Below are 13,884 nucleotides of genomic sequence, written 5' to 3'. Positions count from 1 at the left end.
AATCAGCTCCTTATTAGTACAGAGAGGTGGAGTTGCTTTCGATGTGCTCTTTCGTGATACGACCGAACATTTTCCAGTAACACCAGGTGGTGTAGAGAAGAATGATTGGCACGAACACGATGGCAACATAGGTCATCACATTCAGCGTCAGCTGGCTGGACGTCGCATCCCACATGGTCAGGCTAGCGTTCATCATGGTGCTGGAAGGCATCACGAACGGGAACATCGCGATACCGGCAGTCAGGATCACACAGGCCAGCGTCAGCGAAGAGAAGATAAACGCCAGGGCGCCTTTCTCCAGACGAGACATGAGGATGGTCAGCAGCGGCAGCACAACGCCCAGAGCAGGAATCAACCACAGCGCTGGCGTATTGTTGAAGTTCACCAGCCAGGCACCAGCCTGACGCGCCACTTCTTTGGTCAGTGGGTTAGATGCCGCGTGATGATCCAGAGCAGAAGTCACCACATAGCCATCAATGCCGTAGATAACCCAGACACCGGCCAGCGCGAAGCAAACCATCATCACCAGCGCAGCAATCTGAGCAGCCGCTTTAGCACGCAGATGTAACTCACCTACGGTACGCATCTGCAGATAGGTTGCGCCCTGGGCCACGATCATCGACACGCTAACAACACCCGCCAACAGGCCAAACGGATTCAGCAGTTGGAAGAAGTTACCGGTGTAGTAAAGACGCAGGTATTCATCCACGTGGAACGGAACGCCCTGCAGCAGGTTGCCGAACGCCACGCCAATCACCAGCGGCGGTACGAAGCTACCGATGAAAATGCCCCAGTCCCACATGTTGCGCCAGCGGGTATCTTCAATCTTCGAGCGGTAGTCGAACCCTACCGGACGGAAGAACAAAGAAGCCAGCACCAGAATCATCGCGACATAGAAGCCAGAGAAAGCAGCGGCATAAACCATTGGCCAGGCAGCAAACAGAGCCCCACCCGCGGTGATCAGCCAAACCTGGTTCCCGTCCCAGTGCGGCGCAATGGAGTTAACCATGATGCGGCGTTCAACGTCAGTACGGCCAATCACGCGCGACAGCATGCCCACGCCCATATCGAAGCCGTCGGTGACGGCGAAACCAATCAGCAGAACGCCAACCAGCAGCCACCAGATAAAACGCAATACTTCATAATCGATCATTTGACGACTCCTGTCTTAGCGTGCCGGCTGAGAAGCCACGTTGGACTGCTCAAAGTGATAGCGTCCTGTTTTCAGACTGCTCGGCCCAAGGCGAGCAAATTTGAACATCAGGAACAGTTCCGCCACCATAAACAGCGTGTAAAGGCCGCAAATCAGTATCATGGAGAACAGCAGGTCGCCCACGCTCAATGACGAGTTTGCAACAGCCGTCGGCAGAACCTCACCTACCGCCCAAGGCTGACGACCGTATTCCGCAACAAACCAGCCGGATTCGATAGCGATCCAAGGCAATGGAATACCGTACAGCGCGGCGCGCAGCAGCCATTTTTTCGAACCAATGGCGTTACGGGTCACGGTCCAGAAGGACACAGCAATGATGAACAGCATCAGGAAGCCACAGGCCACCATGATACGGAACGCAAAGTACAATGGTGCTACGCGAGGAATGGAGTCTTTGGTTGCTTTCTGAATCTGCTCTTCGGTCGCGTCAGTAACGTTTTCCGTATAGCGCTTCAGCAACAGACCATAGCCCAGGTCTTTTTTCACGTGGTTGAAGCTATCACGCACGCTTTGATCGGTTGAACCACTGCGCAGTTGCTCCAGCAGGCTGTACGCCTTCATCCCGTTACGGATACGCTCTTCGTGCTGCACCATCAGCTCTTTCAGACCGGTGACAGGTTTATCCACGGAGCGGGTAGCGATGATGCCCAGCGCGTAAGGGATTTGAATAGCAAAGCGGTTTTCTTGCTTATCCTGGTCAGGAATACCAAACAGAGTAAACGCCGCCGGCGCTGGCTGAGTTTCCCATTCGGCTTCAATCGCGGCCAGTTTGGTTTTCTGCACATCCCCCATTTCGTAGCCAGATTCATCGCCCAGTACGATAACGGAGAGAATAGCGGCCATACCAAAACTCGCGGCAATCGCGAAGGAACGCTTCGCAAAAGCGACGTCGCGGCCTTTCAGCAGGTAGTAGGAGCTGATACCGAGCACGAACATCGCGCCACACACATAGCCGGACGCTACGGTGTGTACGAATTTAACCTGCGCAACCGGGTTCAGGACCAGCTCGGCAAAGCTGACCATTTCCATACGCATGGTTTCGAAGTTGAAGTCGGAAGCGATAGGGTTTTGCATCCAGCCGTTAGCGACCAGAATCCACAGCGCGGAGAGGTTGGAGCCCAATGCCACCAGCCAGGTGACGGCCATATGCTGAACTTTGCCGAGGCGATCCCAGCCAAAGAAGAACAGACCAACGAAGGTAGATTCGAGGAAGAATGCCATCAGGCCTTCGATAGCCAGCGGCGCACCGAAGATATCCCCGACATAGTGAGAATAGTAAGACCAGTTAGTCCCGAACTGGAACTCCATGGTCAAACCGGTTGCCACCCCCAGCGCAAAGTTGATTGCAAACAACTTGCCCCAGAATTTGGTCATATCTTTATAAATTTGCTTACCCGACAGCACATAGACCGTTTCCATGATGGCCAGCAAAAACGCCATACCTAGCGTCAGTGGCACAAACAGGAAGTGGTACATCGCGGTCAAGGCAAACTGTAAGCGCGACAGTTCGACAATATCAAACATCTTGACTCCTTGCTCTTCGCATGAAGACTTCGACTGTGGTTCACCGGGAGGTTTCCCACAAGCATGCCCTAATACAAATACATTCGCTTCCAGTCCCCTTTTTCTCGCCCACTTTATTCAAATGTGAAATCAAAAGGTGAAAGGTTACAAACACGTTAATTAAATCAAAAATAACCCGTAATTATATTACCCTGCAATTCCCTTACAATAAACAGGTCTTTGATTAATGTTTTTTACGTTTTACGACGGCGATCAATTTATAGCTAAAACACCGTTATTCGGCCAGTTTGATCTGCAGCAATTTTGCCCCTTTATACCCCGCAACGCCAGCTTTAAACATTGATCCAAAACAATTTACATTGGTAATGTTAATTATTTTTCAATAGAGAATTAATCGTGAATTTGTTGTTAATGATATGTTCCAACGCTTCGTTTGAGGTTAATTTCATGACGCTTATTCTCAACATAAAGCGGATATTTAAAGCTGAACCTTAAATTTCGCCAATGCACACCAGATCATCTTTACACTATTTATCCGGCACCTTTTTCCGTGGTTTTAGCTCCCTCCTTTTAATATTCACAAATAATTCACTTTTGATATAAATTAAATTAACAAATCATTATTTTTTATAAGGTTACAGAGAGAAAATATCGCAGAGAGAAATTATTCAGGAAAAGAAAAAGTGCGTGAGAATGCGCGATACAACGTAAGAAGAGGCAGGATTATCAAAGTCAAAACATAAAAAAAGGCCACCCAGGGTGGCCAACCATGTCGAACACTTATTATTACTGTCTCCCCCGCTTACGCGGGGGCATCTGCTTACTGCGGCAGAATAGCTTTCAGCGCATCGCCAATGTCGGCGAGGCTACGAACGGTTTTCACGCCAGCGGCTTCCAGAGCTGCGAATTTCTCATCCGCCGTCCCCTTCCCGCCCGCGATGATGGCACCCGCGTGGCCCATACGCTTGCCTTTAGGCGCGGTAACGCCGGCAATGTAGCCCACAACAGGTTTGGTCACGTGCTCTTTGATATAGGCCGCAGCTTCTTCTTCTGCGCTCCCACCGATTTCACCGATCATCACAATGGCTTCGGTTTTCGGGTCTGCCTGGAACATCTTCAGGATATCAATGAAGTTGGAGCCAGGGATCGGGTCACCGCCGATACCGACGCAGGTTGACTGGCCGAGACCGATGTCAGTTGTCTGCTTAACGGCTTCATAGGTCAGCGTCCCGGAGCGGGAAACGATGCCCACTTTGCCCGGCAGGTGAATGTGGCCCGGCATGATGCCGATTTTGCATTCGCCTGGGGTGATAACACCTGGGCAGTTTGGCCCGATCATGCGCACGCCAGCTTCATCCAGCGCCACTTTCACAGTCAGCATATCCAGCGTAGGGATACCTTCAGTGATGGTGATGATAAGCTTAATGCCAGCATCAATCGCTTCCAGGATAGAGTCTTTGCAGAACGGGGCTGGAACATAAATCACGGAAGCGGTCGCGCCAGTAGCGTCAACAGCTTCACGCACGGTATTGAAGACTGGCAGGCCCAGGTGTTCAGTGCCACCTTTGCCTGGCGTCACGCCGCCAACCATTTGCGTACCGTAGGCAATCGCCTGCTCGGAGTGGAAAGTCCCCTGGCTGCCGGTAAAGCCCTGGCAAATTACCTTGGTGTTTTTATCGATCAAAATGGACATTATTTCCCCTCCACGGCAGCAACAACCTGCTGTGCTGCGTCCGTCAGACTTTTCGCTGCAATGATGTTCAGGCCGCTATCCGCCAGTTTTTTCGCGCCCAGTTCGGCGTTGTTACCTTCCAGACGCACCACCACCGGCACGTTAACGCCCACTTCAGCTACCGCGCCAATGATGCCGTCGGCAATCAGATCGCAGCGTACGATACCGCCGAAGATGTTCACCAGAACGGCTTTGACTTTGTCGTCGGACAGGATGATTTTGAACGCTTCGGTGACGCGCTCTTTGGTCGCACCGCCGCCCACGTCAAGGAAGTTAGCCGGCTCGCCACCGTGCAGCTTAACGATGTCCATGGTGCCCATTGCCAGGCCCGCACCGTTAACCATGCAGCCGATGTTACCGTCCAGCGCCACGTAGTTCAGCTCCCACTGCGCAGCCTGAGCTTCACGCGGGTCTTCCTGAGACTGGTCACGCATTTCGCGCAGATCTGGCTGGCGGAACAGTGCGTTACCGTCAGCGCCCAGTTTACCGTCGAGGCAGATCAGGTCGCCCTGCTTGGTGATCACCAGCGGGTTGATTTCAATCAGCGCCAGGTCGCGCTCAAGGAAGATAGTCGCCAGACCCATAAAGATCTTAGTGAACTGCTGAACCTGTTTACCTTCCAGACCCAGTTTGAACGCCAGCTCACGGCCCTGGTAAGGCATTGGACCTGCCAGCGGATCCAGCGCAACTTTGTGGATCAGGTGTGGCGTTTCTTCCGCTACTTTTTCGATTTCCACGCCGCCTTCAGTGGAGGCCATGAAGACCACACGGCGAGAGCTACGGTCAACTACTGCGCCCAGATACAGCTCTTTGTCGATATCGGTTGCAGCTTCAACCAGAATCTGGTGTACAGGCTGGCCGTTGGCGTCCGTTTGGTAAGTCACCAGGCGTTTGCCCAGCCAGTGCTCAGCAAAAGCACGAATGTCTTCTTTACTGTTAACCACTTTCACACCGCCCGCTTTACCGCGGCCACCGGCATGAACCTGACATTTCACCACCCAAGGACCCGCGCCAATTTTAGAGGCGGCTTCTTCCGCTTCGCGCGGTGTGGTGCAGGCGTAACCGACAGGTGCCGGCAAACCATACCGAGCAAACAACTGTTTCGCCTGATATTCGTGTAAGTTCATGAGTTCTATCCATCCAGATAAAGAGCATTAATGCTCGGGGTAAGGTTAGATTTGGTTGTAGGGGCGGGTGTCATAGCACCCGCCAGAGTCTTGTTCGACTACACGTCCAGCAGCAGACGAGTTGGATCTTCCAGCAGCTCTTTAATCGCTACCAGGTAACCCACGGACTCGCGGCCATCGATCAGACGGTGATCGTAAGAAAGCGCCAGGTACATCATCGGCAGGATCTCAACTTTACCGTCCACCGCCATTGGGCGATCTTTGATGGCGTGCATGCCCAGGATCGCGCTTTGCGGTGGGTTGATGATTGGCGTAGACATCAGGGAGCCGAAGACGCCACCGTTGGTGATGGTGAAGTTACCACCGGTCAGCTCTTCCACGGTCAGTTTGCCGTCACGGCCTTTCACCGCCAGCTCTTTGATGCGTTTTTCGATGTCGGCCATGCCCAGGGTATCAACATCTTTCAGCACTGGAGTCACCAGGCCACGCGGGGTAGAAACCGCGATGCTGACATCAAAGTAGTTGTGGTAAACCACGTCTTCGCCGTCGATGGAAGCATTCACTTCCGGATAGCGTTTCAGCGCTTCAACAACCGCTTTAATGTAGAAGGACATGAAGCCCAGACGCACGCCGTGGCGTTTTTCAAACGCTTCGCCGTACTGCTTACGCAGTTCCATGATTGGCTTCATGTTCACTTCGTTGAACGTGGTGAGCATGGCGGTAGAGTTTTTCGCTTCCAGCAGACGCTCGGCTACGCGCTTGCGCAGACGGGTCATTGGTACGCGTTTTTCGCTGCGGCCAGCCAGTGGCGCAACCGGTGCCTGAGCGGCTTCAGCAGCTTTCGCCTGTGCAGGCTGTTTCGCTTTCGCTTCGCTCAGGTGTTTTTCAACATCTTCACGAGTGATACGACCACCTACGCCGCTGCCTTTGATAGCGCTGGCGTCGAGGTCGTTCTCTGCGATCAGACGGCGGATAGCCGGACTGAGGGCATCATTGCTCTGCTCTTCCAGAGAAGCCTGCTGACGCTGGGCCGGAGTAGACTCTTTGGTGTCAGCTTTTGCGGAGGACTCTTTTCCGCCGCTGTTGCCTTCACGCAGGCGACCCAGAATCTGACGAGAGGTCACAGTTGTGCCTTCATCTTCCAGGACTGCATCCAGAACGCCGTCCGCAGACGCGGGTACTTCCAGTACCACTTTGTCAGTTTCGATTTCAACCAGCACTTCGTCACGTTTGACGCTGTCGCCCGGTTTTTTATGCCAGGTTGCCACTGTCGCGTCGGCTACGGACTCAGGCAGGTCAGGAACTAGAATATCTACGCTACTCATTATTTATCCTTTAATTTATTCGACGTTCAGCGCGTCATTAACCAGATCTTGCTGTTGCTTCTGGTGAACGGACATATACCCTACCGCCGGAGAGGCGGAGGCCGGGCGACCTGCATAACGCAGAGCGGACCCAAACGGAATCACTTCGCGGAAGTGGTGCTGGCTGCAGTACCAGGCGCCCTGGTTCAGCGGCTCTTCCTGGCACCAGACGAAGTCGTGTACGTGAGCGAACGGCTTCAGCGCTTCCTGTACCGCCTGATGCGGGAACGGATAGAGCTGCTCGATACGCACAATCGCCACATCCTTCTGCTCATTCTTACGGCGCTGCTCAAGCAGGTCGTAGTAGACCTTACCGGAACACAGAACAACGCGCTTCACGCCTTTCGGATCCAGTTCGTCAATCTCACCAATTGCCGGCTGGAACGTGCCGTTGGCCAGTTCGTCGAGGCTGGAAACTGCCAGCGGATGGCGCAGCAGAGATTTCGGTGACATCACCACCAGCGGACGGCGCATCCCGCGCAGCGCCTGACGACGCAGCATGTGATAAACCTGAGCCGGCGTAGATGGCACGCAAACCTGCATGTTCTGCTCGGCACACAGCTGGAGGTAACGCTCCAGACGAGCGGAGGAGTGCTCTGGACCTTGCCCTTCATAGCCGTGCGGCAGCAGCATCACCAGGCCACACATACGGCCCCATTTCTGCTCGCCGGAGCTGATGAACTGGTCAATCACCACCTGTGCCCCGTTGGCGAAGTCACCGAACTGCGCTTCCCAAATAGTCAGGGTGCGAGGTTCTGCCGTGGCATAGCCGTATTCAAAGGCCAGAACCGCTTCTTCAGACAGCACGGAATCCCAGACTTTGAAGATACCCTGGCTGTTGTGAACGTGCGCCAGTGGTGTATAGGTAGAGCCGTTGGTCTGGTTATGGATAACAGCGTGACGGTGGAAGAAGGTCCCACGGCCAGCATCTTCACCGGACAGACGAACGGACACGCCTTCATCCACCAGTGTTGCATAAGCCAAGTTTTCCGCTGCACCCCAGTCGAACAGTTTATTGCCGTTCGCCATGTCCTGACGGTCGCTGTAGATTTTCGCCACGCGGGACTGCATCTCTACGGCTTCCGGCACGGTGCTGATGCGCTTAGCCAGTTCCTGAACGCGCTTCATCTCAACTTTATTCGGGTAGCTTTCATCCCACTCGTGGTTGAGGTACGGCGACCAGGTAAAGGAGTGCATGTTCATCGGACGCCACTCTTGCACGACACATTCGCCGGCATCCAGCGCATCGCGGTACAGATTCACCATTTCGGTGGCATCTTCCAGCGTGGCCAGTTTGTCCTGCTCCAGTTTGTCTGCGTAGATCTTGCGTGGGGTCGGATGTTTTTTGATCTTCTGGTACATCACCGGCTGCGTTGCGCTTGGCTCGTCAGCTTCGTTATGCCCGTGACGGCGATAGCAAACCAGGTCGATAAACACGTCACGTTTGAAGGTGTTACGGAAGTCCAGCGCCAGACGGGTCACGAAAGCTACGGCTTCCGGGTCATCCGCATTCACGTGGAAAATCGGCGCCATCACCATCTTACCGATATCGGTACAGTATGGCGTGGAGCGCGCATCCAGCGGGTTAGAGGTGGTGAAGCCAATCTGGTTGTTGATAACGATACGCACGGTACCGCCCACTTCATAGCCACGCGCTTTGGACATGTTCAGGGTTTCCTGAACTACGCCCTGCCCGGCTACTGCGGCATCACCATGAATGGTGATTGGCAATACCTGGTTGCTGCCTGGCTTATCCAGACGATCCAGACGCGCACGCACGGAACCGATAACCACCGGGCTAACAATTTCCAGGTGTGACGGGTTGAATGCCAGCGCCAGGTGAACCAGGCCGCCTTCGGTTTCAACATCGGAAGAGAAGCCCATGTGGTACTTCACGTCGCCGGTGCCGAGATGTTCTTTATGTTTGCCCGCAAATTCGTCGAACAGATCCTGCGGTTTTTTACCCAGTACGTTGATCAGTACGTTAAGACGACCGCGGTGCGCCATACCCAGCACCACTTCGCGCGTGCCGCTCTTGCCGGCGTGGCGAATCATCTCTTTGAGCATCGGTACCAGCGCGTCGCCGCCTTCCAGCGAGAAGCGTTTCGCGCCTGGGAATTTTGCACCCAGGTAACGTTCCAGACCTTCTGCTGCAGTCAGCTCGCTCAGGAAACGTTTTTTCTCTTCCTGAGTAAAGCTTGAACGACCAGCTACCGATTCGATGCGCTGCTGGATCCAGCGTTTTTCTTCGGTATTGGTGATGTGCATGTATTCCGCACCGATCGACCCACCGTAGGTTTGCTTCAGCGCAGCGATCAGGTCGGCAAGCTTCATGGTCTCTTTGCCGATGGCAAACGATCCCACGTTGAAGCTCTGCTGCAAATCTTCTTCGGTCAGGTTATGGAACGCCGGATCCAGATCGGCAACCGTTTCCTGCTGCCAAAGCCCAAGCGGATCGAGCTTAGCCGCCTGATGGCCGCGGAAACGCCAGGCGTTGATCAGCTGCAACACTTTTACCTGTTTGGCATCGGTGTCAGGATCGGTGATTGCGGTGGAGTAACGTGAGGCATCCTTCGCCAGACGACGGAAATAATCACGCGTTTTTGAATGGAATTGATCCGGTCTGGCTCCGGTGCCAGGTAACTGCTGGAACATGGTGCGCCAGTGCGCATCAACAGAGTCAGGATCGGTTAAGAAGTCTTCATAGAGCTGCTCTATGTAGGACTGGTTTGCGCCCGCCAGCCAGGAAGAGTCCAGCCAGGGCTTCATCGCGCCGTTCTGCATCGTGATCCCTTAAGCATTTTATGCTTATTTCGCCGTGGATAACTATAACGCACACCGTAGGGTATACAGGTATACGTTCCAGGGTTCACTTTCTTCGAGCCTGTTGCCGTGGAGGGCGGCCCGCGAAGGAACCTTTAGAAACTGTCTTAAGGGTTTCCCCTAACCCTTCCCCTTACATGAGAAAGGGAAGATCGTCGGCAGTTTTTAAAGATTTCCTGCAATTTGTACCCTCTCCCCTACGAGGAGAGGGTACTTTTCTAACTTAAGCGCTTTTTTGCAACAGCATCGACTTGATATGGCCGATAGCTTTCGTCGGGTTCAGCCCCTTAGGACAAACGCTGACGCAGTTCATAATGCTGTGGCAACGGAATACGCTGAAAGCATCGCTCAGGCCGTCCAGACGCGCGTCCGTTTCGGTGTCGCGGCTGTCGATCAGGAAGCGATACGCCGCCAGCAAACCGGCCGGGCCGATAAACTTGTCCGGGTTCCACCAGAACGACGGGCAAGAAGTCGAGCAGCAAGCGCAAAGAATACACTCGTACAGACCATCCAGTTTTTCACGCTGTTCAGGCGACTGCAAATGCTCACGAGCAGGTGGATTTTGCCCATTATTCAACAAGTAAGGCTTAATCTTCTCATATTGAGCATAGAATTGTCCCATGTCTACCACCAGATCGCGGATCACCGGCAGGCCAGGCAGAGGACGGATGACTATCTTCTGCTTACCGTTACCGAGCGCCGAGATTGGCGTGATACAGGCCAGCCCGTTTTTGCCGTTCATGTTCAGGCCGTCAGAGCCACAAACCCCTTCACGACAAGAGCGACGGAAGGACAGACTAGGATCTTTTTCTTTCAGCTGCATTAAAGCGTCAAGCAGCATCATGTCGCGACCCTCTTCCGCTTCCAGGGTGTAATCCTGCATGCGCGGAGCGTCGTCTACATCCGGGTTATAACGATAAACTGAGAATTCGAGTTTCATTGTCCTGTCTCCGCATTAATAAGTACGAATCTTCGGCGGGAACGCCGGACGCAGTTTCGGTTCCATGTTGACGCTACGACGCGTCATGGATTCCGTCTCTGGCAGATACAGGGAATGGCACAGCCAGTTTTCGTCATCACGCTCCGGGAAGTCGAAGCGGCTATGTGCGCCACGGCTCTCGGTACGGAAGTTGGCCGACACCGCAGTGGCGTAAGCGGTTTCCATCAGGTTATCCAGCTCCAGACACTCAACGCGCTGGGTGTTGAACTCGCTGGAAGTGTCGTCCAGACGGGCATTTTTCAGGCGCTCACGGATTGCTTTCAGCTGCTCAAGCCCTTTGGCCATCGCGTCACCTTCACGGAACACCGAGAAGTTGTGCTGCATACATTCCTGCAGCGCTTTGCGGATTTCCACCGGATCTTCACCGTTACGGTTGCCGTTCCAGCGGTTGAGGCGCTCAAGGGAGGCGTCGATTTCAGCGTCGGTTGCGTCAAGCAGATCGCCCTGCTCGGCAATGGATTCCTGCAGGTGCAGGCCAACAGCACGCCCGAACACCACCAGGTCAAGCAGAGAGTTGCCGCCCAGACGGTTCGCACCGTGTACGGAAACACACGCGATTTCGCCCACGGCGAACAAACCAGGGATAACCACATCTTCGCCCTGCTCGTTCACGGTCAGCGCCTGACCAGTTACTTTGGTCGGAATACCGCCCATCATATAGTGGCAGGTTGGAATTACCGGGATCGGCTCTTTCACCGGATCGACGTGGGCGAAGGTACGGGACAGTTCCAGAATACCCGGCAGGCGGGATTCCAGCACTTCTTTACCCAGGTGATCGAGTTTCAGCTTGGCGTGTGGACCCCATGGACCATCACAGCCACGGCCTTCACGGATCTCGATCATGATGGAACGCGCCACCACGTCACGACCCGCCAGGTCTTTCGCATTCGGGGCGTAACGCTCCATGAAGCGCTCGCCGTGTTTGTTCAGCAGGTAACCGCCTTCACCGCGGCAGCCTTCTGTGACCAGAACCCCTGCCCCGGCGATACCGGTTGGGTGGAACTGCCACATTTCCATATCCTGCACCGGCACGCCAGCACGGATAGCCATACCGACGCCGTCACCGGTGTTGATGTGGGCGTTGGTAGTGGACTGATAGATACGGCCCGCACCACCGGTTGCCAGCACGGTTGCGCGGGCTTTGAAGTAAACGACTTCACCGGTTTCGATGCACAGCGCGGTACAGCCAACCACCGCGCCATCGGCGTTTTTCACCAGATCAAGCGCATACCACTCGGAGAAGATGGTGGTGTGGTTTTTCAGGTTCTGCTGATACAAGGTGTGCAACAGCGCGTGGCCGGTACGGTCAGCGGCTGCTGCAGTACGTGCCGCCTGCTCGCCGCCGAAGTCTTTCGACTGGCCACCGAACGGGCGTTGATAAATGGTGCCGTTTTCCAGACGGGAGAAAGGCAGGCCCATGTGGTCCAGTTCCAGAATCGCTTCCGGGCCGGTTTTACACATATATTCGATGGCGTCCTGGTCACCGATGTAGTCGGAACCTTTTACCGTGTCGTACATGTGCCATTCCCAGTTGTCTTCATGGGTATTACCGAGCGCGACGGTGATGCCACCCTGCGCGGATACGGTATGGGAACGGGTCGGGAACACTTTAGAAAGCAGCGCACAGGTCTGGCCGCTCTGGGAAATCTGTAGCGCCGCGCGCATACCTGCGCCGCCGGCACCAATCACTACAGCATCAAATTCTCTGACTGGCAGTTTCATTACACACCCCACACCACAACGAATCCATAAATGACGTAAACCAACAGCGCGACAACAATCAGCAGCTGTAAAGGAAGGCGAATCGCCAGCGGTTTGACGTAGTCGGTCAACACCTGCCACATGCCAATCCAGGCATGGATCAAAATAGAGAACAGTGCCAGCAGGGTGAAAACTTTGGTGAAGGCAGAGGCAAAGAAGCCGTGCCAGACGTCGTAGGTCAGCTCGCCGGTGACAGCGAAGAAGCCAATCATGTAGATGATGTACAGGGTGAGTACGATGGCGGTAGCGCGAACCAGCACATAATCGTGCACGCCATTGCGACCCAATGCGGAGGCATTGCTTACCATACGAGGACTCCTGCAAGAATTGAAAGCACGACAGTAATAACAAAGGAGATATGTGCGGATCGTTTGCCCGCTACAAAGGTCTCTTCCAGATAGCCAAAGTCCATCAGCAGATGGCGGATACCGACCACCACGTGATAGGCCAGAGCCGTCAGAATGCCCCACATTATAAATTTAACGATAAAGCTGCTCATCACGGCGGACGCGGTCAGAAAACCTTCCGGGGAGGAGAGTGACAGTCCCAGCAACCAAAGCAGAATGCCGACCGCCACAAATGTGATCACGCCGGAAACGCGGTGGAGGATGGAAGCGATTGCAGTGACGGGGAACCGGATCGTTTTCAGGTCCAGATTGACAGGTCGTTGTTTTTTCACGTTTCTTATCATGAATAGCGCCCACATGCTCTTCTTATTGTTTCCTTCCTCCGGATCTGCATTCGGGGTCAGACAGCGCTAACTTTCTATAACTGTGCGTCATGCAAAAAACAGCTACATCCAGAGGCCAGAGATCTGGCTACAACGCTGGGTGGCTCCCGGTAGCAGGGTGTTCCGGAGACCTGGCGGCAGTATAGGCTCTTCACAAAATCATTACAATTAACCCACATAATGTTTGAAGGGTTTTGCTCGGAACAGTGAGCAGGATCACGATAACAACATTATTTTAAATTTTAATCATCTGATTTGACAAAAGTTAAACATTCTTGTTACAAACAGGGCCAGAAAAGCCGTATAATTCGCAAAAGTTATAGGGTCAGCCTTTCACCTGAGTAATAGTTATGTAACAGTGGATGGGTATTGACCCGAGAGATCAGGACAGTTATTAGTGATATACAGGTTTGAATGATACTGATTGCTAAGACGCTGATTTGCTGTAGTTTCGCCCTCAAAGCGAGTGTTACCTGCAAGCGCCCATCGCTCTGTACCCTGGTTGTACTCCTCTAAACAGAGCCGCGAGCCAATTAAAAAACTGGTAACCAACCATTGTGGGTTCGAATGCAAATCGGACGCCCGGCAGTCTTATGAAATAAGGCGCTAA

At 53.8% G+C, this 13,884-nt stretch carries 10 protein-coding genes; all 10 read right to left on the bottom strand.

All coding sequences use genetic code 11. The features are described 5' to 3' along the window. Positions 1 to 13 precede the first annotated feature (13 nt). The 10 genes from cydB to sdhC all read right to left on the bottom strand — a co-directional run bounded on the left by cydB (position 14) and on the right by sdhC (position 13,250). Positions 14 to 1,153 carry a cytochrome d ubiquinol oxidase subunit II gene (gene cydB, locus B9Y90_RS10765; RefSeq protein ID WP_039291234.1) on the bottom strand — a complete coding sequence of 380 codons (1,140 nt, stop codon included), beginning with the start codon at positions 1,151 to 1,153 and terminating at the stop codon, positions 14 to 16. A 15-nt stretch (positions 1,154 to 1,168) separates the two neighbouring features. Beyond that, a complete protein-coding gene (gene cydA / locus B9Y90_RS10760) occupies positions 1,169 to 2,737 on the bottom strand; it encodes a cytochrome ubiquinol oxidase subunit I (protein ID WP_039291231.1) in 1,569 nt (522 codons plus the stop codon). 820 nt (positions 2,738 to 3,557) lie between these two features. Then, positions 3,558 to 4,430: a succinate--CoA ligase subunit alpha gene (gene sucD / locus B9Y90_RS10755; RefSeq protein WP_039291229.1), complete on the bottom strand. Its 873-nt coding sequence runs from the start codon at positions 4,428 to 4,430 to the stop codon at positions 3,558 to 3,560. Continuing rightward, entirely contained in the window at positions 4,430 to 5,596 is a 1,167-nt protein-coding gene (gene sucC / locus B9Y90_RS10750) for an ADP-forming succinate--CoA ligase subunit beta (protein ID WP_039291227.1), read from the bottom strand. The genes sucD and sucC overlap by 1 nt, the downstream gene beginning before the upstream one ends. A 98-nt stretch (positions 5,597 to 5,694) precedes the next feature. Continuing rightward, positions 5,695 to 6,921, bottom strand: coding sequence for a 2-oxoglutarate dehydrogenase complex dihydrolipoyllysine-residue succinyltransferase (gene odhB, locus B9Y90_RS10745; protein ID WP_085541217.1), 1,227 nt, complete (start codon positions 6,919 to 6,921; stop codon positions 5,695 to 5,697). A 15-nt stretch (positions 6,922 to 6,936) separates the two neighbouring features. Next, positions 6,937 to 9,744, bottom strand: a complete 2,808-nt coding sequence (sucA, locus tag B9Y90_RS10740; protein ID WP_039291224.1) for a 2-oxoglutarate dehydrogenase E1 component — start codon at positions 9,742 to 9,744, stop codon at positions 6,937 to 6,939. 262 nt (positions 9,745 to 10,006) lie between these two features. Then, on the bottom strand, positions 10,007 to 10,723 hold the full coding sequence (gene sdhB, locus B9Y90_RS10735; RefSeq protein WP_085541216.1) for a succinate dehydrogenase iron-sulfur subunit SdhB: 717 nt from the start codon (positions 10,721 to 10,723) through the stop codon (positions 10,007 to 10,009). A gap of 15 nt (positions 10,724 to 10,738) precedes the next feature. Further along, the gene (sdhA, locus tag B9Y90_RS10730; protein ID WP_008456142.1) at positions 10,739 to 12,505 is read right to left on the bottom strand and encodes a succinate dehydrogenase flavoprotein subunit; all 1,767 of its coding nucleotides are present in this window, start codon (positions 12,503 to 12,505) and stop codon (positions 10,739 to 10,741) included. After that, positions 12,505 to 12,852: a succinate dehydrogenase membrane anchor subunit gene (gene sdhD / locus B9Y90_RS10725; protein ID WP_008456141.1), complete on the bottom strand. Its 348-nt coding sequence runs from the start codon at positions 12,850 to 12,852 to the stop codon at positions 12,505 to 12,507. Before sdhD ends, sdhA begins: the two co-directional genes overlap by 1 nt. Continuing rightward, entirely contained in the window at positions 12,846 to 13,250 is a 405-nt protein-coding gene (sdhC, locus tag B9Y90_RS10720) for a succinate dehydrogenase cytochrome b556 subunit (RefSeq protein ID WP_039291221.1), read from the bottom strand. Before sdhC ends, sdhD begins: the two co-directional genes overlap by 7 nt. Positions 13,251 to 13,884: the final 634 nt, after the last annotated feature.

This window comes from Cedecea sp. NFIX57, from assembly GCF_900177785.1.
GTDB lineage: Bacteria > Pseudomonadota > Gammaproteobacteria > Enterobacterales > Enterobacteriaceae > Cedecea > Cedecea neteri_C.
Note: the sequence above shows the minus strand (reverse complement) of the source record. Positions and strands in the feature narration are given on the sequence as shown.